Consider the following 23,530-nt stretch of genomic DNA (forward strand, 5'->3'; position numbering starts at 1 on the left):
AGAAAATGTATATTTATGGGTAAGAATAATAAAGCAAAAGCAAAGGGGTTTAAGCGCGTTATATCGAAGTTTAAACGATTGGTGACGGAGGATGATAATTATTATGATCCGGATGCAGCCATCTTAAAACCGATTAGCCGAAAGCCCCAAGAGCAGAATCAGGTTGTGTTAGGTGTTAATGAAGAATTAAAACCACAGACAGAGCCAATTTCTATTATGGAAGACTTTGAAGATTTTCAAGCCAACAATAGCTTGGTAGTAGATGATCTGATAAAAAATGTCAGTCAAAGTTTATCAATGAGCGTTTCGACCTCAATGAGTTTGTCTGCTGAATATTTCGATAGTGACTCTGTTTCAACAAGCGAGAGTTCTCTTCAAGATTCGCTGTGGGAAAATGATTCATTAGAGACTTATTCTTTAGACTCTTCTTCTCACATTATCGATCAGTCAGATTCAGAATCTGAGCTGGTTCTTGAGGATGAATCTCTATCCGCTTCTATTAGTGCCAGTGAGAGTCTTTCCGAGTCTGAATACTGGAGTGTTTTCGAATCTGAGTCCCTCAGCATATCAGAGTCAGATTCACTCTATGAGAGTGAGTGGTTATCTGCTTCTATTAGCGCCAGTGAGAGTCTTTCCGAGTCTGAGTACTGGAGTATCTTTGAATCTGAATCTCTCAGCATATCAGAATCAGATTCACTCTATGAGAGTGAATGGTTATCCGCTTCTATTAGTGCCAGTGAGAGTCTTTCCGAGTCTGAATACTGGAGTATTTTCGAATCTGAGTCCCTCAGCATATCAGAGTCAGATTCACTCTATGAGAGTGAATGGTTGTCCGCTTCTATTAGTGCCAGTGAGAGTCTTTCCGAGTCTGAATACTGGAGTATTTTCGAATCTGAATCTCTCAGCATATCAGAATCAGATTCACTTTATGAGAGTGAGTGGTTATCCGCTTCTATCAGTGCAAGCGAGAGTCTTTCCGAGTCGGCTTCTATCCTTCTTAGTGAATTCGTTTCAACTTCGGTAGCGGATAGTCAGTCAGCCTCTCTGTCAGAATCCATTAGTGCTAGTCTGAGCCTTTCAGAATCTGAGTCTCTCAGTGCCTTAGAAGAGGCTTCTATGAGTCTTTCAGATTCAGTTTATGAGGAGGAAGCTGATTCACCTTCAGTAAACGAGAATAAGCCAGATACTTTCTTGATTTCTCTTAGTACTAGCCTGAGCCTCTCTACTTCTGAATGGTTGGCTCAGTCTGAGTTTACTTCACTTAGCCTTTCGGCATCTGAATCTTTGAGCATCAGTCAGTCTCTATCCTTGAGTGAAGCATTTTCTCAACTTCTTTTCGAATCTGAATCAGCCAAGGAGAGTCAGCAGCTATCAGAATCACTTAGCTATAGCCAGTCCCTTTCTCTGTCAGAATCTTTGAGTGAATGGACAGTAACTTCTCTCAGTCTCAGCGAGTCAGTCTCTTTGAGCGAGTCAATCTCCCTGAGTGAGTCCATTGCCGAGTATACTTGGTTAAGTTCTTCATTGTCGGTTAGCGCCTCTGTTGCTCAATCCGAATTGGAAAGCCAATTGACATCAATTTCCGAGTCTATTAGTGTCTCAGAATCTCTCAGTCAGAGTGTGAGCATCTTCACTTCTTTCAGCTTGAGTGAGTCAATTTCCTTGAGTGAATCCGAAAGTCTCAGTGCGTCAAGCTCCTTCAGTTTGAGTGAGTCCGCTTCTTTGAGTGAATCTGAAAGCCTTAGTCAGAGTCTCAGCCTTTCAGAATCCTTGAGCCAAAGTGTCAGCGCTTCACACTCTTTGAGCCTCAGTGAGTCAATTTCAGTCAGTCAATCTGAACAAGAAAGCCAGAGCCTTAGTGTGTCTGGATCCTTGAGTCAGAGTGCGAGCCTTTCGACTTCCTTTAGTTTGAGCGAATCGCTTTCCGAATATACTTGGCTCAGTTCGTCACTCTCAGTTAGCGCTTCTGTTGCCCAATCTGAATTGGAAAGCAAGTTAACATCGCTTTCCGACTCTATTAGTCAGAGTGCTTCACTCTCTCTGAGTGTTTCAGAATCTCTCAGTCAGAGTGCAAGCCTTTCAACTGCCTTTAGTTTAAGTGAATCAGTTTCCTTGAGTGAGTCTGAGAGCCTTAGTCAGAGCCTCAGTGTTTCAGAATCCTTGAGTCAAAGCCTGAGTGTTTCAAGCTCCTTGAGTTTGAGTGAGTCTGAAAGCCTTAGTCAGAGCCTCAGTATCTCTGAATCATTAAGTGAAAGTGCGAGCCTTTCAACTTCTTTAAGTTTGAGTCAATCAATTTCAGAGTACAATTGGCTCAGTTCTTCACTCTCAGTTAGTGCTTCTGTTGCCCAATCTGCATATGAGAGCAAATTAATTTCAGTTTCAGAGTCGGTTAGTAAGAGCACCTCAACCTCTATCAGTCTTTCCGAATCTCTTAGTCATAGTGTCAGCATCTCAACTTCCTTTAGTTTGAGTGAGTCGATTTCCCTGAGTGAATCAGAGCAAATCAGTCAAAGTATTGTGAGAGTTTCCTTATCTGAGTTTTATAGTATTTCAGTCTCAGAGTTGCTTTCTTACAGACAGAGTGCTTCAGAGTCTAAGTCAGTATCACATAGTTTACAAGTCTCAGAATCTCTGTCACTTAGCTTGTCTCGAACAGAGTCAATGCTTCTTGCCTATCAACAAGAATCGCTTGATGGTATGAACCTTGCATCTCAGGAACTTTCAGAGGCAGTTGCACTATCTCAAGAAAGCTTGTCTGTTCAAGTGTCTACAAGTCCAAACTTGAGCGTGACAGATCAAGAGGCATATCAGATGGTAAGACTAGGTTTACAGCCAATTTCTCCTGACTTAAAAAATGTCGCTAGTACATTATCTGGATTGGCTTCTATCGCTCAGAATAAGAAAGACCAGCGATAATTTTAAAGATACTAGAGAATGCAATAGTATCCATATATATTCACAAAATCAAAAGGAGTCATTATGATTAGAAATACGATGCCCAACAGCAATAAAGGTTTGGGAACGACGGATGTATTACCAATTAGTGAACCACGTATAGGAGTACTGACAGGGGAAATCAACTACAAAAAAGTACCAATAGGTGCCTATGATCTTCTGGGACAATTTACTTTAGCGAGTCAACCGGATTATGTTAGTGATTTGAATATGATTCAATCGATGGGCTTCAATGTTTATAGAATTTCTATCTCTTGGGCACGCATTTTCCCAACTGGAGAAGAAGCGCAGCCAAGTGAAGAAGGTTTGAAATATTATGAAGCTATCATTGATCAAGTGTTGCAAAAGGACATTGAACCGATTGTAACTTTAAGTCATTTCGATCTTCCTCTTCATCTGTATGAAAAATACGGTGCGTGGAAGAGCCGCAAGATGATTGAACTTTATGAGCATTATACAGAAGCTGTTTTCAGACATTTTAAAGACAAGGTAAGATATTGGATTACCTTTAATGAATTTAATATTTTACACCATTTACCATATCTTGGTGGCGGTCTGTCTTTTGAAGATGGAGAAAATCGAAACCAACGAATCTGGCAGGCGGCTCACTATCAATTGGTCGCTTCGGCACGTGCTGTTAAGCTTGGAAAATCAATCAATCCAGAATTTCAATTTGGCGGCATGTTGGTAGTTAGTCGTAACTATAGTCAAAATCTGGATAGTGCGATTGATGCGATGGAAGCAGAAGTTAAGAACCGTGAAAACTATGTCTTTACAGATGTACAAGTTCGTGGTTCTTATCCAAACCATTTCTTGCGCCGTTTAGAACGTGAGCAGATTGCTTTAGATATTGAAAATGATGACTTCTTTGACTTACGAGTCGGAAAGGTTGATTTTGTTAGCTTTAGTTACCATGCATCTAGTAATTCTCAAGAAGTCTTTATCAATAAATATGGCTATAATAATACCAATAAGAATCCAATCGACCCTGTCGGTCTCCGTCTGGCGATGAACAACCTCTATGACCGCTATCAAAGGCCACTATTTATTGTGGAAGATGATCTAGTATTAGATGAGTCAGACAGCCGATCAATAGAAGAGCTAAAAACGAATATTCAAGAGATCGTTAAAACAGTAGAATATGATGGCGTTGAGCTTCTTGGCTATACACCTCTTAGCTGGGTAGATCTCAATTTCTAAAATAGACGCTTTTACATTTAGTTACCTTTTATGAAATACCTGAATGGATTATATGTCATCTATTCAGGTATTTTTGTTTATAAAAGAATAAGGTTACAAAACTAAGAGAACCATAGAATTAGCAGGTAAATAGAATTTTATTTGCTCCTGTAGTATCCGGATTTTTTTGCTCGGAGACTTATTATATTATCCAATTAGAGAGTGATAACTAACTGATGCCTTAAAACGGCTTTATAACAACAAGAAAACTAACCATTGATAGCTGAAAATGCCAAAAACAGCTAGTTTTTGTTGTTTTCTCGTTGAGAATTTACTTCAAAATATTTTACGGTGTATGTATATGACCTTTTATGTGGTTTTGTTTTGTGATATAATAATTAAGTTAGGAGGGTTACTTATGGTTGAATTTACTCTTGAACCTTTCGCAAATGATACTTTCCGCCTGCTAAAGTCGCTGAAGGAAAATCAAGTCGAAGTGAAAGGCGATTATTATATCCCCCTATCTCAACAAGAGATAGCTGACATCAACCACATGTCAAAATTAAAAACAAATAGACTATTGCGTGATTTGATTGAGGGAGATTATGTTTGCCCTTATCAAAATAAGCGTGGTAAGTATGTAATTACTGAAAAAGGTCAAAAAGTTTTACGCCTAATTCAGAAGAAAAATGCTTGACGAAGGAGAGAATGATGGTACAATCATTAGACAAGACAAGACAAGACAAGACAAGACAAGACAAGACAAGACAAGACAAGACAAGACAAGACAAGACAAGACAAGACAAGACAAGACAAGACAAGACAAGTAATTAAGGTTATTTCTTTAACCTCTTTTTATGCTACAAAAAGAAAGACAGAATTTACTACTAAGCGTGTAAGTTCTGTTTTTTGTGTTTAGAGGGAGGGAGCAATCATGGGGAAAATAACAAAAGAAGAAAAATACCTAATCGAACAGTATATAAAATCCTTTGATAAACAAATTGTGAAGGTGGATGTAGAACAAGATTCTATAATCTATGATAAAAGTTTATCAATGGATAAAAAAATTAAAATGAAAAATTGTGGTGATGAGGAATGGACGAGAGCATTTATTATCACAAAATTAGTAAATGAATTAGGCTATCCAGTCGAAAGAATAAAACTAGAAAAGCGATTCAATCTAGGAAGAGGAGCTAAAGAGGTTTATGTTGATGTCAGATTATCAGATGCTAACGGAGACGCCTTTTTGTTCTTTGAAATAAAGTCTCCAAGTCAGTATGAAATTGAAATGGAAACTGCGATTGAAAATCAGTTGATAAAAGTAGCCAGTCAAGAAATAGCTGAGGGACATAATGTAAAATACTTGGTCTATTCTAGTATCAATTTTACCAATAATTCTGTCCAAGATATTTCGATATTATTAGATTATAGTAGAAATAATTCCTATGAACTATGGAAAGAAAATCGTGAATATACAGATACTATACCTTCAAATTACGGTTTAGCAATCAAAAAACCTTATGTTCGAGGAAGTGACAAAGATTTAGAGTTAGATTATAGCGAATCTACTATCAATCAATTAAGTGTTAAGTTGCATGATGTCCTTTGGGGTGGTGGAGCAACTTCTGATAATGATATTTTTTCAGCATTGACTAATCTAATTCTAGCTAAAATACATGATGAGGACACCACTTCTGATGATGAAGCATATAAATTTCAATCTAACACTTTTATTGATTCAAATGAAGAATTTGAAAGTTTGGAAGATTTATATGATAGAATAAATGGATTGTATATTGATGCAGTTAAAGAAAGAATGTCTATTACGAATGAAGCAGACATTCCGCCAGTAGTTCAACGTGGAAAATTTTCTCTTTCAAAACTAAAACACACAGTACAAACTTTAGAAAAATATGCTTTTAGAGCTGAAAATGGTGTTATAGCAAACCAAGACTTGTTAGGAAAATTTTTTGAAGGAATTATTCAGAGTGATTATAAACAAAGTAAAGGTCAATTTTTTACCCCTCAAAACATTGTAAAGTTTATGTTCTATGCAGTAAAAGCTGATGAACAAGCAATCGAACTCATCAATAATGGGACACCTAGTTTACCATATTTTATAGACCCATCTGCTGGAAGTGGTACATTTATGGTTGAATTTATGAGGTTATTAACATACGAGATTTCAAGAACTACTAAATTAAAACGAAATCCTCAAATTACTCAAAAAAGAAATCAATGGTTCCCAAGTTGGGCTGAAAATACATGGGCACAGCAATATGTATATGGCATTGAATTAAATCATGATTTAGGAACTGCCGTCAAGGTAAATATGATTTTACATGGAGATGGCTCTGCAAACGTATTTTCCGGAACAGAATTAGGAGATGGGTTATCAAAATTCACAAAGTATCTTAAGTTAGATGCAGATGGCAATAAACGTGATAATAACGAACTAGAGAAAAATATACTTAGTGATGTGTACTCTAAACCTGTCAACGAACATTTTGACATTATAATGAGTAACCCACCATTCTCCGTAAAATTAGATGGGGATACACAAAAAGAAGTTGCAAGTAATTTTATCTTCTCAAATAAGAGTTCAGAAAATTTGTTTATTGAAAGATACTATCAGCTATTGAAACCTAATGGGAGGTTAGCTGTTGTATTGCCTGAAAGTATCTTTGATACCGCTCAAAACAAATATATACGAGTGTTTCTGTTTAAGTATTTTAAGATAAAAGCTCTTGTATCTTTACCACAAACTACTTTTGCTTATACTCCTACCAAAACGTCAATTCTCTTTGCACAGAAAAAAACAAATGATGAGATTAAAAATTGGAACAAAAACATCATCAAAGCGTGTTTAGAATATAATCGTTTAAGTCTCATTGTAGGAAATCTATATAAAGTATTTTTTGAAGAAAAAGACGAGAAGAAATTAAATATCAAAGAGCTTTCTGGGGAACAACGTTCTTTGGCGGTTGCGGAATTTCTGCAAGTTGGAATAGGTTTGCAAATTGATTCTAGCGAATCTTGGGAAATCTTATTAGAAAAGTATAAATCTGAATTATTAGATACAGAGGGGAATAGAAAACAAGGATTGTTAATTCCTGACAAAGATTTGGAAGAATTAACTGAAGGATATAAAGTAAATGTAAACTGGGTTCTTAGATATATAGCCAACAAAACAGAATTACAAAACAATGTTTTTATGGCAGAAACTGAGCATATTGGATTCAAAGTTAAAAAACGAAAAGGTAAGGTTATTTTGCAAAAATCCAAAAACGAACTCTACCTAGAGGATGAAAACGGAGAAATATTAACTGTTGATACAGAAAAAGCAAATATACTTAGCTTAATTAGAGAAATAGAATGGGATAAAATATGAAAATAACCAGTTATACTTTTAAAGATTTATTTATAGAGGATAGTTTGCGAATTGATTATTCATTTATTAGTCTGTCAAACAGAAATTATCAAGAAAGCTATTCTTTTACTGATATTTTTCAAGAAGTTACTTCTAATACTGTTAAGGATATTCCAAGCGGAAAGTTTAGATACTGCCAAATTGGAGATGTAGATTCCAATGGAACAGTCAATCCCGTTTCTCTCGATTTTGAAAATGAAGATAGAGATTTTGAGAATGTTGACTATTATAAAAAAATAAGAAACAACGATATTATCAAAGTAAAAAAAGGGGATATTTTAATTTCTTCTATTCGACCAAATCTTAAAAAGATTATCTACATTGATGAGACAAAAGAGGACATTTTTTTTACAAACGCATTTATTCATCTACGTTCGGTTGACCTTAGATATAGTTTGATAAACTATTTCATATTGAGAGATTTTTTCCTGAATGATATAATTTCAGTAGCTAGAGTAGGTAAAGGTTATCCCACTATCAAATTTTCAGACTTACGATATATAAATTTTGATAAAACAACAATAGATAAAATCTATTCTAATGGAGAAGACAACTTTTCTATAATTTCTGCAAAATATCAAGAAATACAGAAGTTATTGCAAGAATCTATCACAAGATTTGACTTTTGTAACGAAATTTTTTCCAAGAAATTTTTTTGGGATTTAAGTGAATTTCAGAAAATAAAAGAGAATAGAGTTTTTTATCGAGATAGTTCTATATTTGTAAACTCGAATGACCTTAGAATGAGTTTTCATTTCAATCATCCGATTAGAAGTTATATAATTAGCACTTTACAAAATCAAAATTTTGAACTACTGAAAAATTTGACAACAGAACGAATTACTCTCGGACAATCAATAAAACCTGAAGAATATGTTTCAGATGGTATGTTTTCAAATTATTACTATGTATCAATGAACACCATAAAAACTTGGGATTTCAATGCTGATGAAGCTAAATTAGTTACCAGTGAATATTATCTGTCTAATTATGAAAATAAGAGTGTAGCAATGGGAGATGTAATAATTGCACGTTCTGGAGAAGCAATCGGTAAAACATCGTTAATTCCCAAAAATGTAGAAGGTATTTATGCCGATTTTACAACTAGAGTGAGAGTTGACAAAAATAAGATTCTCCCTGAATACTTTTATTATTTTACATTAACTGATTTTTTTAGAAGTTTAATAATGACTGATTATAGCGGTCTTCAAAACAAAAATATTTACCCAAAAAATTTAGGAGATTTCCCTATACCAATGATAGTTTTAGAAGAACAAAAAGAAATAGTTAGAGACATAGAGTATTCTATGAAGAAGGAAGAACAAAAGAAAGAGAAAGCTCATGTAGTATATAGTGAAATCATAAAATTGTTATCTGCTTTATAACACATACCCACTAGACCGCATCACTTCCAAATCTTCTTCATCTATGAGTTGATTTCGGTCTTTTGCGAGTTGTTGGTAGAGTATATCTTGAATATTATCCTGCTTCAAGATAACTGATACCAACGACCAATGAGCTAGTTTCTTGTAACGAGGAATCCGACATTCCTTAGCGATAGCGTATAGGCGTGTTTTTGGCAAGTCTAAGAGGTACTCACGCTTATTGAATGATAATACTCCATCTTCCTCGTTAAACTTGAAATAGGGGTTATCAATGGCATTTCTAGCCTTTTCCGTTTCTTCTTTCAATACTTCCATATAGCGAGAACTTGGTTTTGGTAATGATAATTCTTTTTGCCTTACTTCGGTTGAAGTGAGGCTTTTCTTTGTTTTCAAAATCTCGATAAAGATATTTTCTGCATCATTCTGTGAGGTTGGGTAATGACCGTTAGTAGTTCGCCAATTTCTGATATAAGTGAAAAATCCAATATAATCTTGAAGGTGTTTTGTTGATACATTTGTCATATCACGGTAGATATATTGCTTAATCTCATTATGCAGTTCATTGACACGAGCAAGAGAAAGTCCATTTTGGTATTTTATATCGTTAAAAATATCAAATAGGATTTCGCCACGGTTGGTTATTTTGTCTGTTATCCCTTCATAGTAGAGGTGTTCTAATACCTTTTTGTTGGTTTTCTTTTCAAATTCTTCTGTTGCTTGAATGATATAGCCGTAGTTACCTATGATTTTTAAGAAATTTGAAGGTCTAACATAGTGTGGAGTGTTTCTCAACTGACAATAATCTTCATACACGCTATTGGCATCGCTACATAAATAAGCGATGTTATCAAAGTGTTGGTCAAATAAATCAAAGAATAGTTCAGGAGACAGTTTTCCAAGACTAGCAACCTTACAAACACAATAACCACGATTATCAATAGCAGTTACAACAGTCGCAAACTCCGCTCCCATAACACCATATTGAGAGGGTTGGCGACCATATCTAGCTTTACGCTCGACACTATTTCCGATGGTGGATTTTAGCTTCCGACTTCCTTTTTGACTTTCTCGGATAAAAGTTTCATCAACTTGCACAACGCCTGTTAGTTTTGGCATGGGCATTTCAGCTAGAGTATGTATTAGTTTCATTCTCCAAAGCCATACCGTCTTGTAGTTGATACCTTCGCAACCATAGTCTTTAGTCAAAACATTTATCATATCGTGTATGGAATAGCTGTTAATTGTCATTTCTAGGACTTTAATCCAAATATCCCAATGCCAACGTGTTTTTTCTAGGATAGTATCTGTAAAACGAGTGAACCTCCTATTGCACTCTTTACACTTGAATTGTTGGATATTATTCTTACGACCGTTTTTAACTATATCGTGAGAGGAGCAAGTAGGACATGAAGAATTTACTTCTAAACTCTCTAACCGTTGCTCAAAGTTTGAAACGGTCAGTTTGTTAAGGGTATCGGAGAAGTCGCTGTCTTGGGTATTTGAGTAATGATCTACAACGCTTTTGAATTGAGTAAACGGCAATTTCTCAATATAAGCCATAACTTCATCTAAATTCAAGTTTTTCTTAGCCATAAAACACCTCTCTAACAACATATGGTTTAATTATCTACACTATAATTATAACATAAAACAATCTGGATTCACAGTAAGAAACAGCCTTGAAATAGAGTTATTGAGTTTAGAAATGTTGTTATAATGGCGATTTGAACTGTCACACCATTATTGGATAATATAAGAGACTTATAAAACAATGGTAATAAGCGTCATTTTATGCTACAATTGATAAGATAGTATATAATTAGAATAAATGAAGAATAGAGGGAGCAGAATGAGACTTAAAAAGACCCTATTTGGTAACTATCGTGCCAAGGAAGTTGAAGAATACATTGAATCGTTAGAAGAAGGATTTGATAGTGAAATTCGTAAAAAGAATGAGAAAATTGAATCTTTACGTAAAAAAATTGATGCTTTAAAGAACCAAGAAAGAGAAATCGGTGAAGCCGTTGTTTATGCTAAATCGCTGATTATTGAAGCACATGAAAAGGCAGAAAAAGAGGCTCAAGAGGTTCTCGAGAAAGCTCAGAAAGACTTCTTACAAGTAAGATCGTCTATCCTTGAAGAGATCGATGAATTGACGAAAAAACGTCTTGAAACGGAACAACTCTATAAGGCGCAAAAGGAAAAAATCAAAGAGCTTCTTAGTCAAATTGGTCAGATTCTAGACGAAGAAACTTTAGAGGGTCAAATTGACATCGCAAGTCTAATCGAGGAAGCTTCGGAAGACGACGAATTTGCAAGCATATTTGATACTCCTTTAGAGGAAGATGAAGCTACGCGTTTGTTTGATACACCTTTGGAAGAAGACGAGGCTCCAAATGAGCAAGTTGAAGCTGAAAGTCTATTCGATGAAGCTTCTTTTGAAGCGCACGAAGAAGAAGTAAACGAATCAGATATTTTTGGTGAGGAAGAAGTCCCAGTAGAAATCTCTGCCCCACAAAAAGAAGTTGTCAATATTGAGCAAACATTTGCTAAGACAGGTACAGATAGCTCTGTTCCCGTTACTTACTTCACTTCTCCTGTCAAAAAGTCTAAAGACGAAGATAAAGAAAAAGAGAAAAAGAAGAAAGGAAAAATCATCAAACGCCTTTCAAGAATTAAAAAAGATAATCTTTTGTAAGAGGAACATGGTTTATGACAATTTATAACATCAACCTAGGAATTGGTTGGGCAAGCAGCGGGGTTGAGTACGCACAAATTTATCGTGCAAAATTGCTTCGCAGTGTGGGCTTAGAGGCAAAATTCATCTTTATGGATTTTATTTCAGCCGATAATATTGAACATTTGACGAAGAATATCGGCTTTGAAGACTCTGAGGTCATTTGGCTCTATCAGTATTTTACAGATGTTAAGATTGCTCCAACGACCTACACTCTAGCACAAGTCTTAGCTAGTTTTGATAGGGAACCTCTAGAAATCGTCCGCAATCCTGAGAACAAGACCTTTCGGATCCTGTTTGGAGATAATGATTTTGTAACGTGCTATTCTTGCGATATGGATAATGAGCTGATTGAGCGGGCAGAGATTGTTTCGCGTGGTTGTCTCATTCAGAAAGAATATTATACTTATACTAAAAACTTTATTGAATACTATAGTCCTGTAGATGGTCGGGCTCGTCTCTATCAACGGACTTGGCTCAATGAAGACGGTAGTGTGGCTTACGAAGAGATTATCGATGAAGTAGACGGTAAGCCAGAAACGCAAGTTTATCGTTTTCCAGATCAGGTCTTCTACTCCAAGCAGGAGTTTGTTGCTCATTTCGTGAGAAGCTTGAAGTTGACAGATAAGGATTTACTGATTCTAGACCGAGAGACAGATATTGGCCAGCCAATCTTCGCCAATAAGGGGGCTGCCAAACTAGCTGTCATCGTTCACGCAGACCACTTTAGTGAAAATCCCGCAGAAAAAGAGTATATCTTGTGGAATAATTACTACGAGTATCAATTTGAATACGCAGAAGAAGTGGACTACATCATCAACTCGACGGATGCTCAAACAGAGCTACTGAAGGAACAGTTTGCTCAATATACCGACATCAAGCCGAAGAATATTTTAACTATTCCTGTGGGCAGCTTGGATCAGCTGCGCCGACCAGAAGGTCAGCGGAAACCTTTTGGTCTGATGACAGCTTCTCGTTTGGCCAGTGAAAAGCATATTGATTGGCTGATTCATTCTGTAGTGAAGGCGCACGAGCAGCTACCGGAAATCACCTTTGATATCTATGGTACAGGTGGTGAGGAAGCTATGCTGCGGAAGCTGATTGCGGATCTGAAGGCAGAAGAGTATATTCGTCTGATGGGACATCATCATATGGCGGATATTTACAAGAATTATTCCGCTTATCTAGCAGCATCAACAAGTGAAGGCTTTGGTCTGACTCTGTTGGAAGCAGTAGGTTCTGGCCTGCCCATCATTGGCTTTGATGTTCGTTATGGCAATCCGACCTTTATCCGCGATGGAGAAAATGGCTACCTGATTCCCAAGGCTCGTCCAGATGATTTAGATGCCATGACGACAGAGTACGCAGAAAAGATTGTTCAGCTATTAACTCAACATTCTCAAGAAGATTTGTCCCGTGTGTCCTATGAGGTAGCTGAGCCTTACCTTGATGAGCATATTGCCCAGCGCTGGTCTGATCTTGTCCGATCGGCTCAGGCTAACTAAGTAGGATTCAGAAAGAAAGGCATAAACACTATGATTTGTTTGTTTGACCGCTATGATCAAGCAAGTTTTGATTTGTTACGTTCATTAAAAGCAACAGGACTTGATTGTCCTGTTGTTGTTGTACAAGACGATGGCTATCTTTCACCAGATGTCGAGTCTCCTTACAGTTATTTTACAGGAGATTTGGACACACCAGAGGGCCGTCCAATTTATTTTAATCTTGTCCCCAAACCGCATCTATGGGAGATTCGCTCCAGCAATGTAAATGGTGAAATCTTGGATATGGGCAAGAAGCGTGCCAATATTTTCTATCGCCAACCGACACATGAAAGACGTGTGCGGGCTGTCGAATGGCTGGATACAGAGGGGCAGGTTCGAGCAGCAGATATCTATAATCGCAAAGGACGCCTTTTCGCACAAATAACCTACGATCAGACACAACGCCCGACCCACACACGTTATTTTGATCAGAACAATGTCGTGGTGATTATGGAAAATCATCTGACTGGTGATATCATCTTGACACTTGAAGGAAAGCGTCATATTTTTAAATCTAAACAAGAATTTGTCGTCTTTTATCTACAATATCGTGAATATGATACAGATCGTATTATTTATAATTCTCTAGCAACCCCTTTCTTGGTGGCCTACGCTCTTCGTCCTAAAAATGGTCGTGCAGAAGATGTCCTTTTCTGGCAAGAGCCTATCGGAGAAGCCTTACCTGGTAATATGAAAGTAGCTATGAAAATGCCTCATCGCAATATCCGCATCGCTGTTCAGGACAGGCAGGTATATGAGAAAATTCAAAGTTTGGCAACATCGGAAGAAAAAGTCTATTTCCACAATATTGGTTATATTTATGATTACCAGCGTCTTAATAATATGAATCCAGAAGCCTTAATTTTGACCAATAGTGATCAACTTGAGCAAATAGAGCAACTCTTGACTCAGCTACCAAATGTACATTTCCATATTGGAGCCATCACAGAAATGTCTGGCCATTTAATGGGGCTCAATCGTTATCCGAATGTTTCGCTTTATCCAAATATTCGTCCGGCAAAGGTTGCAGAGCTTTTTGAGAGATGTGACTTGTATCTAGATATCAATATCAGCGATGAAATCCTTAATGCTTGTCGCACAGCCTTTGAGAATAATATGCTGATTCTCAGTTTTACAAACACTTGTCATAGCCGTCGATTTATTGCGGATGATCACATTTATGCGCCAGAAAATGTCTCAACCATGGTGGAAAAAATCCAAGCTGTCCTTGCTCATTCATCAGAGATGGAAGCGGCACTTGCTAGACAGAAACAGGCTGCTAATCAGGCTAGTTTGGAGCAATATAAGGCCATTCTTTAACCAGATACATGAGAACTTGCTTTCGATGAGGGCAAGTTCCTTTATGCAGATTTAGTAAGGGAGGACAATCATGCCAGAGAAGAAAAAGGGAATTCTGCAGGAACATATCAACGAGCAACTAGATAATCGTAGAAGACCGTTGAAAAGAGAGAAGCAAGAGTTTAGTATGATTGCAGTGTTAGGCGGTATTCTTTTTCTTATCACCCTTTTGGTCACAATCATCATGCAGTTGGGGCAATTCTTTTAGCACTTGATATTCTAGTTAGAATGATGAAAAACAGCAGACTTTCCTGCTGTTTTTTGTTACAATTTATACATGACTAAGAATCAAGAAAATAGAAGGGAGTGCTACTGTGTTAGCAATTGAAAAAATTAGGAAAATCACTCCCGAAAACCTTCCACCTTTAACGATTTTGACGGGAGACGACTTGGGGCAATTTGAGCTGTTAAAAGACGAGTTTATGAAGCAGATCAACTACGATCCAGCGGATTTGAATGTCACGTTGCTTGATATGAAAGAAACGTCTTATGCAGATGTGGAGCTAGATTTAGTCAGTCTGCCTTTTTTTGCAGATGAAAAGATTATTATTTTAGATCATTTTGCGGATCTAACGACAGCAAAAAAGCGCTATTTATCGGATGAAGAGCTCAAGTCCTTTGAGCAGTATTTGGAAGATCCTAGTAGCACGACCAAATTGGTCATTTTTGCAGAAGGTAAGCTGGACAGCAAACGCAGACTAGTCAAAATGCTCAAGCGCGACGGACAGATCTTTGAAGCAGCTGAGATTAAGGAAGCAGACTTGCGTCAGTATTTTACCAAACAAGCCCAGCTTGAAGGTCTGGACTTTGCTCCGAAGGCTTTTGACCACTTGCTGATCAAATCAGGCTTTCATTTTAGCGAAATCAGTAAAAACTTGGCTTTTCTGAAGTCCTATAAAGAGTCGGGGCAAATTAGTCTAGAAGACATTGCTGAGGCCATTCCCAAAACCTTGCAGGACAACATTTTTGATTTGACCCAGCTGATTTTACAGAAACAAATTGATGCCGCACGGAGTTTGGTGCGCGATCTAACCTTGCAGGGTGAAGATGAAATCAAGCTGATTGCCATCATGTTAGGCCAGTTTCGAATGTTTACTCAGGTTAAGATTTTGGCGGATAATGGCCGATCTGAGAGCCAAATCGTGTCGGACTTATCAGACTATCTAGGCCGCAAGATGAATCCCTTCCAAGTCAAGTTTGCACTCAAGGATGCGCGTGGGCTTAGCCTCAACTTTCTGAAAAGAACCCTGACCTGCTTGATTGAAACGGACTATCAAATCAAGTCTGGTCTTTATGACAAGGACTACCTTTTCGACCTCGCCTTACTGAAAATCGCAACAGGAAACTTCTAAAAGCTTAGCAAAATTTATAAGCAAAATAGTTGAAAAATGTGCGTTTTTACGTTATGATTTGTATAATAATAAAGAAAATGAGGACAAGTAAATGGCAATTATTTTACCAGATCTACCTTATGCATACGACGCTTTGGAACCTTACATTGATGAGGAAACAATGCACCTTCACCATGACAAGCACCATCAAACTTACGTGAATAACGTAAATGCGGCGCTTGAAAAACACCCTGAAATTGGTGAAGATTTAGAAAAACTGTTGGCAGATGTTGAGTCTATTCCGGCTGATATTCGTCAAGCAGTGATCAACAACGGTGGTGGACACTTGAACCACGCTCTTTTCTGGGAATTGATGACTCCTGAAAAGATAGCTCCTTCAGCAGAACTTGCAGCAGCAATCGATGCGACATTCGGTTCATTCGAAGAATTCCAAGCAGCCTTCACTGCAGCAGCAACAACTCGTTTCGGCTCAGGTTGGGCATGGTTGGTTGTCAACAAAGAAGGGAAACTTGAAGTAACTTCAACAGCGAACCAAGATACACCAATCTCAGAAGGTAAGACACCAATCCTCGGCTTGGACGTTTGGGAACATGCTTACTATGTGAAATATCGCAACGTGCGTCCTGACTACATCAAGGCTTTCTTCTCAGTGATCAACTGGAATAAAGTGGATGAGCTCTACGCAGCAGCTAAATAATAGAATTATAAAACGGATCGCAATGATTCGTTTTTAAATGCCCTTAAATTGACCTTTCTACTTGTTATTTTAATGAGAATCTTTTATAATACTAAAATATTAGGAGAAAAACTTTGATTAAAAATGACATTAAGAAACTGGCTTGCTGGTTCGGTGGTGTTTTCTTATTTATTTGTTTTTTGGGTCTTTTGGTGGAGCCACAGCGAGCTGATAAAAAGATAGCAGAAGCAGGTCAATCAATTGCTTCTTCACAGGCTACAGAAGGAGAGGAAACGAAGTCTGAGGCGACTGCGCGTGCTAGCAAGACGATGGAAGAGAAGCAAGAGGTGATAGAGCAAGACCTTCCGACCATGGAAGCCTTGGGCTTATCTTACGATTATGCGAATATGACCTTGCCACAAGTTGTTCAGGCTTACATGGATGACATGGGAATTGACTCTTCGCAGATTGCTTTTTCTTATAAAGATCTGACAAGTGGGCAAACTTATGCCATGAATGATACCCAGCCTATGACAGCAGGATCTACCTATAAACTTCCCCTTAATATGTTGGTTGTTGATGAGGTAGCAGCAGGAAAATTATCGCTGGAAGAGCGGTTTGATATTACCAACACCAGCTATGAATACAAGGGAGAGCATGATAACTATGTAGCGGCCTTCAATGGCGCCATGTCTATTCCTGATATGCAGGAGTATTCCTTGGTCTACTCTGAAAATACGCCTGCTTATGCGCTAGCAGAGCGACTAGGAGGTATGGATAAGGCCTACAGCATGTTTGGAAGGTATGGCCGGTCAAAAGCTAAAGTCAAGACGATCAGCAGAGAAAACAAAACAACAACGGACTACTATATTCAAGTTCTGGAGTATCTGTGGAATAATCAAGAAAAATACAAGGACATTCTTTATTTTATCGGTGTTTCCTTCCCCGGTGAATATTACAAACGTTATTTATACGATTTGACAATCTACCAAAAGCCTGGGTATGTTAGAGAGGCTCTTAATGTTGATGCTATTGTCATGGAGGAGAAGCCCTATATTGTGGCACTTTATACAGCCTATCTAGGTGGCAGCACAGAAGCCAGTGAGGAGATCAGCGGAGTTGGTATTGATCAGGTCGGTCAAATTGCCTATATCATCAATGAGTGGCACCGGGTCAACATGAATTAAAATCGGCCCAGCAACTAGGCTCTGAAATGAACCTGCTGAATGAGGCTGCTTTATAGAAAATAGTTATAGAATGCGAGTCGATCCTCGCATTTTATTCTGAATGTGAGTTTTCTGACCAGCTTTTTTAGAGGATTGACATCTGGGAGGAAAAAGGTATAATTCTAGTAAAACTTTTAATAGTTGAGGAGACGATTTCATGCTTCAAACGCATATTTTGATTGCTATGGTGCTGATTTTAGCCGCTGTAGTCATTCCGGTAATTTATTTTAAAAAGACTAAGCAGATTTCCCTGCTTGTTTTCCTCTTGGGAGGGGGTGGATTTTATCTGTCTAGTCAGATTTTCGAAAATCTCCTACATCGATTGGTTCTACAGCCTCAGGCTGATGGAACGATTGCTCTAATGAAAAATGCTCCCTTGCTTTATGTTTTGTATGGCATTGCAACGGCAGCTATCTTTGAGGAGACGGCGCGCTATGTGATTTTTCGATATTTACAAAAGAAGCGTCCACTGACCATTGGTGATAGTCTGGCCTATGGTTTAGGACACGGTGGGCTCGAAGCTCTTTTCATCGGTATTTCTGGTCTCTTGAGTCTGTTTGTCCTCGCTCATCTAGTCAGCCAAGGGGACAGCACCTTGCTAGCGCAATTACCCCAAGCGACGATTTCTTATGTGCAAAAACTACAGGCGGGTCAAATTTACTTACTGGCTTTCGAACGGATTTTAGCACTTGCGATTCAGGTATTTCTGACTTTCTGGGTTTGGGCGGCTGTCAAAGACAAAAAAATACTCTATTTTCTTGCGGCTCTGGGCTTTCATGCTTTGATTGATTTGGCTCCTGCTCTGGTTCAAGTTGGATGGCTGACTCAGCCGATTCTGGTTGAAGTGATTATTTTGGTAGAATTTCTTGCTCTGGTATTTCTGACTAAGAAGTTTCTATTGGTGAACATTTTTGATACTAAGGGAAAAAATGCTTAATCAAGCTCAAGTAAAGTAGGTAAGAGCCTAAACGAGATTGGATAGTAAGGAGAGGTTAGGACAAAAGAATCCTAGCCTCTCTTTTTGTTAGAAAAGGATTCTTAATGTATTTAGCAGGAGTATTTTAAAAGTTCTGAGAGAATGTTTAAAATGAATTCTCAAAGCAAGCGAGTAAAGCTAAATTGCTACTGATTTACTTTCATATTATAAAATAAACTAGGCTAATAATGTTTGTTTTTGGAAGCGGATTTGTGCTATAATACTATTAGCAAGCAAGAAGGGTTATTATGATCAATAAGGAACATTATCAGATTATTAGGCAGCATCCAGCATTTGCACATTTTCCTGTGGAATTTTTTGATAAAATTGCTATTGAGATTCAATTCCGCAAGATTCCCAAGGGACAGATTATCTTCTTTTCAGGGGACCGTAGGGATCGGCTTTTCCTCCTGCATCGAGGTTATGTTCGTATCGAACAGTATGATTCAACTGATACTTTTTCTTATATGGATTATATTAAAATGAATAGTGTGTTTCCGTATGGAGGTATGTTTTTCGATGAGCGTTATCATTATACAGCTAGCGCGGTCACTAATGTCGAGTATTTCAGCATTCCTATGGACTTGTTTGAAGACTATTCAAAAAAGAATGTCGATCAGCTGTTGTTTATCACCAAGCATTTATCACAGATTTTAGAGTTTCAGGAATTACGCTTACGGAATGTCGTCTCAGCCAGTGCTACGGATCGCGTGACCCAGTCTTTATCTATTTTATGCATGGATCTGTGCAAAGAGCAGGATACACTTCCATTTCCAATGAGTATGAAAGAGTTGGCCAAGTTAGGAGCCACCACACGTGAAACAGTCAATCAGGTTCTGAAAAAACTAAGAGAAGAAGAAGTGATTGACTACGAGCATAAAAAATTGACATTTAAGAATAAGGATTACTTTATGAAATATTTTGAAGGAAGCTAATCAATCATTTGATTGGCTTTTTTCAAACATTTTTACACATTTAAAAGTTTTTTCTGATCATATTCTAATATTAATTGAACATATATTTTTTACAAAAAAATATATATTCCTAAAAATAATAGAACAATCAAAATATGCAAAGAAAACGCTTTAAAATAAATAAATATCATAATGTTTTATAAAAAACGCAAAGGATTTAGCATTTGTAATGTAAGATTTTAGGTGTAAGCCTTTCCAATCCATGATAGAATAGTAGCATAAAAGGGATTGGGAAACCAAACCTCAACGAAAAGGAGGACAATAGATGTCTACACATCCAATTCATGTTTTCTCAGAAATTGGAAAACTGAAAAAAGTTATGTTGCACCGTCCGGGCAAAGAGCTGGAAAACTTGCTACCGGACTACCTAGAACGTCTTCTTTTTGATGACATTCCTTTCTTGGAAGATGCTCAAAAAGAACACGATGCATTTGCTCAAGCTCTTCGTGATGAAGGAATTGAAGTTCTTTATCTCGAAAAATTGGCTGCTGAATCCTTGATTTCTCCAGAAATTCGTGAACAATTCATCGAAGAATATTTGGAAGAAGCAAATATTCGTGGACGCGAAACGAAGAAAGCTATTCGTGAATTGCTGCATGGTATCAAGGACAACCAAGAATTGGTTGAAAAAACAATGGCAGGGGTTCAAAAAGCTGAATTGCCAGAAATCCCTGACGAAGCGAAAGGTCTGACTGACTTGGTAGAATCAGATTATCCATTTGCGATTGATCCAATGCCAAACCTTTACTTCACACGCGATCCATTTGCTACAATTGGTAATGCTGTATCGCTCAACCACATGTTTGCAGATACTCGTAACCGTGAAACACTTTACGGTAAATACATCTTCAAATATCACCCAGAATACGCTGGAAAAGTGGAATTGGTTTACAACCGTGAAGAAGATACTCGTATCGAAGGTGGGGACGAACTGGTTCTTTCTAAAGATGTATTAGCAGTTGGTATTTCTCAACGTACAGACGCAGCATCTATCGAAAAACTTTTGGTGAATATCTTCAAGAAGAATGTTGGCTTCAAGAAAGTATTGGCCTTTGAATTTGCTAACAACCGTAAATTCATGCACTTAGATACTGTCTTCACTATGGTTGACTATGACAAGTTCACCATTCACCCAGAAATCGAAGGCGACCTTCGTGTTTACTCAGTTACTTATGAAAACGAAAAACTGAAGATTGTTGAAGAAAAAGGTGACTTGGCTGAGCTTCTGGCTCAAAACCTTGGCGTAGAAAAAGTTCATTTGATTCGTTGCGGTGGCGGCAATATCGTAGCAGCTGGACGTGAACAATGGAATGACGGTTCTAACACCTTGACTATCGCTCCTGGTGTGGTAGTAGTGTATGACCGCAATACCGTAACCAACAAGATTTTGGAAGAATACGGGCTTCGCTTGATCAAGATTCGCGGAAGTGAATTGGTTCGGGGCCGTGGTGGACCTCGTTGTATGTCTATGCCATTTGAACGTGAAGAAGTTTAATTCGTGTTCGACAATTTATCAATAGAAATTTAATAACTAGAAAGAGGAAATAACAGAATGACACATTCAGTATTCCAAGGACGTAGCTTCCTTGCAGAAAAAGACTTTACTCGTGCAGAATTAGAATACCTAATCGGACTTTCAGCTCATTTGAAAGACTTGAAGAAACGCAATATTCAGCACCACTATCTTGCTGGTAAGAATATCGCCCTCTTGTTTGAAAAAACATCTACTCGTACGCGTGCAGCCTTTACTACAGCAGCTATTGACCTTGGTGCACATCCAGAATACCTTGGTGCTAATGATATTCAGCTTGGTAAGAAAGAATCTACAGAAGATACTGCTAAAGTATTGGGACGTATGTTTGACGGGATTGAATTCCGCGGCTTCAGCCAACACATGGTAGAAGAATTGGCAGAATTCTCAGGTGTTCCAGTATGGAATGGTTTGACCGACGAATGGCATCCAACTCAAATGCTTGCTGACTATTTGACAGTTCAAGAAAACTTTGGCCGTTTGGAAGGCTTGACATTGGTTTATTGTGGTGATGGACGTAACAACGTTGCTAATAGCTTGCTCGTAACAGGAGCTATCCTTGGCGTTAACGTTCACATCTTCTCACCAAAAGAACTCTTCCCAGAAAAAGAAATTGTTGAATTGGCAGAAGGCTTTGCTAAAGAAAGCGGCGCACACATCCTCATCACTGAAGATGCAGACGAAGCTGTTAAAGGTGCAGATGTACTTTACACAGACGTTTGGGTATCTATGGGTGAAGAAGATAAATTCGCAGAACGCGTTGCACTTTTGAAACCTTACCAAGTTAACATGGAATTGGTGAAGAAAGCTGACAATGAAGACTTGATCTTCTTGCACTGCTTGCCAGCATTCCACGATACAAATACTGTTTACGGTAAAGATGTCGCTGAAAAATTTGGCGTAGAAGAAATGGAAGTAACAGACGAAGTCTTCCGCAGCAAATACGCTCGCCACTTTGACCAAGCAGAAAACCGTATGCACACAATCAAAGCTGTTATGGCTGCTACACTCGGCAACCTTTACATTCCAAAAGTATAATTTATAAACCGTAATACCAACAGCTATGAGGGCTGCGACTAATAGCTTTAGTCCAGTCCTCTTTTATATGATGGAAATCTGTTATTTCTTATAAAAATTTGAAAAAATATTAAACAGAAATCTAAAGGCATTCAATTGAATGTGATAAAGGAGAATTTATGGCAAATCGTAAAATAGTAGTGGCTTTGGGAGGAAATGCGATTCTTTCTTCTGATCCATCAGCAAAAGCTCAACAGGAAGCTTTGGTGGAAACAGCTAAGCACCTTGTAAAACTGATTAAAAATGGGGATGATTTGATTATCACTCATGGTAATGGTCCTCAAGTTGGAAATCTTTTGCTCCAACACTTGGCGGCTGATTCTGAAAAGAACCCTGCTTTCCCACTCGATTCACTTGTTGCTATGACAGAAGGGAGCATCGGTTTCTGGCTGCAAAATGCCTTGCAAAATGCTCTTTTGGATGAAGGCATCGAAAAAGATGTTGCTTCAGTTGTGACACAAGTTGTTGTCGATAAAAATGACCCAGCTTTTGTTAACTTGAGCAAACCAATTGGTCCTTTCTATTCAGAAGAAGAAGCAAAAGCAGAAGCTGAAAAGAGCGGAGCAACTTTCAAAGAAGATGCTGGTCGTGGCTGGCGCAAGGTCGTTGCTTCACCAAAACCTGTTGATATTAAGGAAATCGAAACAATTCGTACCCTCTTGAATGCTGGTCAAGTGGTCGTTGCTGCTGGTGGTGGCGGAATTCCAGTCATCAAGGAAGACAACGGTCATTTGTCTGGTGTTGAAGCTGTTATTGATAAGGACTTTGCTTCTCAACGCTTGGCGGAATTAGTCGAAGCTGACCTCTTCATCGTCTTAACTGGTGTAGATTACGTCTTTGTCAACTACAACAAACCAGACCAAGAAAAGTTGGAACATGTGAATGTTGCTCAGCTGGAAGAATATATCAAACAAGACCAATTTGCCCCAGGCAGCATGCTTCCAAAAGTAGAAGCAGCTATCGCTTTTGTCAACGGTCGTCCAGAAGGAAAAGCAGTTATTACTTCCCTTGAAAATCTTGGCGCTTTGATCGAATCTGAAAGCGGCACAATTATTGAAAAAGAATAAGCTATTTTACTAGTAAAATATATAGTATTTCTAACGTCTTTATATCAAGTTAGGAATATTTC

The 23,530-nt window shown here is 38.0% G+C and carries 18 protein-coding genes; 17 read left to right on the forward strand and 1 reads right to left on the reverse strand.

Annotation, left to right across the window (positions count from 1 at the left end; translation table 11 throughout):
- The first annotated feature begins 15 nt into the window (after positions 1-15).
- The 5 genes from SCRDD08_RS03845 (at position 16) to SCRDD08_RS03865 (ending at position 8,949) form a co-directional block, all read left to right on the forward strand.
- Positions 16-2,916, forward strand: coding sequence for a hypothetical protein (locus SCRDD08_RS03845; RefSeq protein ID WP_061422512.1), 2,901 nt, complete (start codon positions 16-18; stop codon positions 2,914-2,916).
- Positions 2,917-2,979: 63 nt separating this feature from the next.
- Positions 2,980-4,155: a family 1 glycosylhydrolase gene (locus SCRDD08_RS03850; protein ID WP_061422513.1), complete on the forward strand. Its 1,176-nt coding sequence runs from the start codon at positions 2,980-2,982 to the stop codon at positions 4,153-4,155.
- Between the two features lie 397 nt (positions 4,156-4,552).
- Positions 4,553-4,831, forward strand: a complete 279-nt coding sequence (locus SCRDD08_RS03855) for a helix-turn-helix domain-containing protein (RefSeq protein ID WP_061422514.1) — start codon at positions 4,553-4,555, stop codon at positions 4,829-4,831.
- A gap of 237 nt (positions 4,832-5,068) precedes the next feature.
- Positions 5,069-7,525: a type I restriction-modification system subunit M gene (locus SCRDD08_RS03860; protein WP_061422515.1), complete on the forward strand. Its 2,457-nt coding sequence runs from the start codon at positions 5,069-5,071 to the stop codon at positions 7,523-7,525.
- Complete coding sequence (locus tag SCRDD08_RS03865) at positions 7,522-8,949, forward strand: restriction endonuclease subunit S domain-containing protein (protein WP_061422516.1); 1,428 nt, start codon at positions 7,522-7,524, stop codon at positions 8,947-8,949. The genes SCRDD08_RS03860 and SCRDD08_RS03865 overlap by 4 nt, the downstream gene beginning before the upstream one ends.
- On the opposite strand, the gene SCRDD08_RS03870 is transcribed toward SCRDD08_RS03865, so the two are convergent.
- Complete coding sequence (locus SCRDD08_RS03870) at positions 8,944-10,542, reverse strand: IS1/IS1595 family N-terminal zinc-binding domain-containing protein (RefSeq protein ID WP_061422517.1); 1,599 nt, start codon at positions 10,540-10,542, stop codon at positions 8,944-8,946. The two genes, SCRDD08_RS03865 and SCRDD08_RS03870, sit on opposite strands and share 6 nt — an antisense overlap.
- A 256-nt stretch (positions 10,543-10,798) precedes the next feature.
- Here SCRDD08_RS03870 and SCRDD08_RS03875 point away from each other — a divergent pair, with 256 nt between their 5' ends.
- From SCRDD08_RS03875 to arcC, 12 genes are all read left to right on the forward strand, one after another.
- Entirely contained in the window at positions 10,799-11,647 is an 849-nt protein-coding gene (locus SCRDD08_RS03875; RefSeq protein WP_061422518.1) for a hypothetical protein, read from the forward strand.
- A 14-nt stretch (positions 11,648-11,661) separates the two neighbouring features.
- Positions 11,662-13,191 (forward strand): accessory Sec system glycosyltransferase GtfA, encoded by a 1,530-nt coding sequence (gtfA, locus tag SCRDD08_RS03880; RefSeq protein WP_061422519.1) that lies wholly within the window; start codon positions 11,662-11,664, stop codon positions 13,189-13,191.
- A 30-nt stretch (positions 13,192-13,221) separates the two neighbouring features.
- The gene (gtfB, locus tag SCRDD08_RS03885) at positions 13,222-14,550 is read left to right on the forward strand and encodes an accessory Sec system glycosylation chaperone GtfB (protein WP_061422520.1); all 1,329 of its coding nucleotides are present in this window, start codon (positions 13,222-13,224) and stop codon (positions 14,548-14,550) included.
- Between the two features lie 70 nt (positions 14,551-14,620).
- Positions 14,621-14,797, forward strand: a complete 177-nt coding sequence (locus tag SCRDD08_RS03890) for a hypothetical protein (protein WP_061422521.1) — start codon at positions 14,621-14,623, stop codon at positions 14,795-14,797.
- A gap of 106 nt (positions 14,798-14,903) precedes the next feature.
- The gene (holA, locus tag SCRDD08_RS03895) at positions 14,904-15,941 is read left to right on the forward strand and encodes a DNA polymerase III subunit delta (protein WP_061422522.1); all 1,038 of its coding nucleotides are present in this window, start codon (positions 14,904-14,906) and stop codon (positions 15,939-15,941) included.
- Positions 15,942-16,032: 91 nt separating this feature from the next.
- Positions 16,033-16,638, forward strand: a complete 606-nt coding sequence (sodA, locus tag SCRDD08_RS03900) for a superoxide dismutase SodA (RefSeq protein ID WP_061422523.1) — start codon at positions 16,033-16,035, stop codon at positions 16,636-16,638.
- A gap of 113 nt (positions 16,639-16,751) precedes the next feature.
- Positions 16,752-17,804 (forward strand): serine hydrolase, encoded by a 1,053-nt coding sequence (locus SCRDD08_RS03905; protein ID WP_061422524.1) that lies wholly within the window; start codon positions 16,752-16,754, stop codon positions 17,802-17,804.
- A gap of 196 nt (positions 17,805-18,000) precedes the next feature.
- Positions 18,001-18,780, forward strand: coding sequence for a YhfC family intramembrane metalloprotease (locus SCRDD08_RS03910; RefSeq protein ID WP_061422525.1), 780 nt, complete (start codon positions 18,001-18,003; stop codon positions 18,778-18,780).
- Between the two features lie 287 nt (positions 18,781-19,067).
- Positions 19,068-19,754 carry a Crp/Fnr family transcriptional regulator gene (locus SCRDD08_RS03915; protein ID WP_061422526.1) on the forward strand — a complete coding sequence of 229 codons (687 nt, stop codon included), beginning with the start codon at positions 19,068-19,070 and terminating at the stop codon, positions 19,752-19,754.
- Positions 19,755-20,058: 304 nt separating this feature from the next.
- Entirely contained in the window at positions 20,059-21,288 is a 1,230-nt protein-coding gene (arcA, locus tag SCRDD08_RS03920; RefSeq protein WP_005590767.1) for an arginine deiminase, read from the forward strand.
- Between the two features lie 57 nt (positions 21,289-21,345).
- Positions 21,346-22,362, forward strand: a complete 1,017-nt coding sequence (gene argF, locus SCRDD08_RS03925) for an ornithine carbamoyltransferase (protein ID WP_061422527.1) — start codon at positions 21,346-21,348, stop codon at positions 22,360-22,362.
- A 158-nt stretch (positions 22,363-22,520) separates the two neighbouring features.
- Complete coding sequence (gene arcC / locus SCRDD08_RS03930; RefSeq protein ID WP_061422528.1) at positions 22,521-23,468, forward strand: carbamate kinase; 948 nt, start codon at positions 22,521-22,523, stop codon at positions 23,466-23,468.
- Positions 23,469-23,530 lie beyond the last annotated feature (62 nt).

The organism is Streptococcus cristatus (assembly GCF_001578775.1).
Lineage (GTDB): Bacteria > Bacillota > Bacilli > Lactobacillales > Streptococcaceae > Streptococcus > Streptococcus cristatus_A.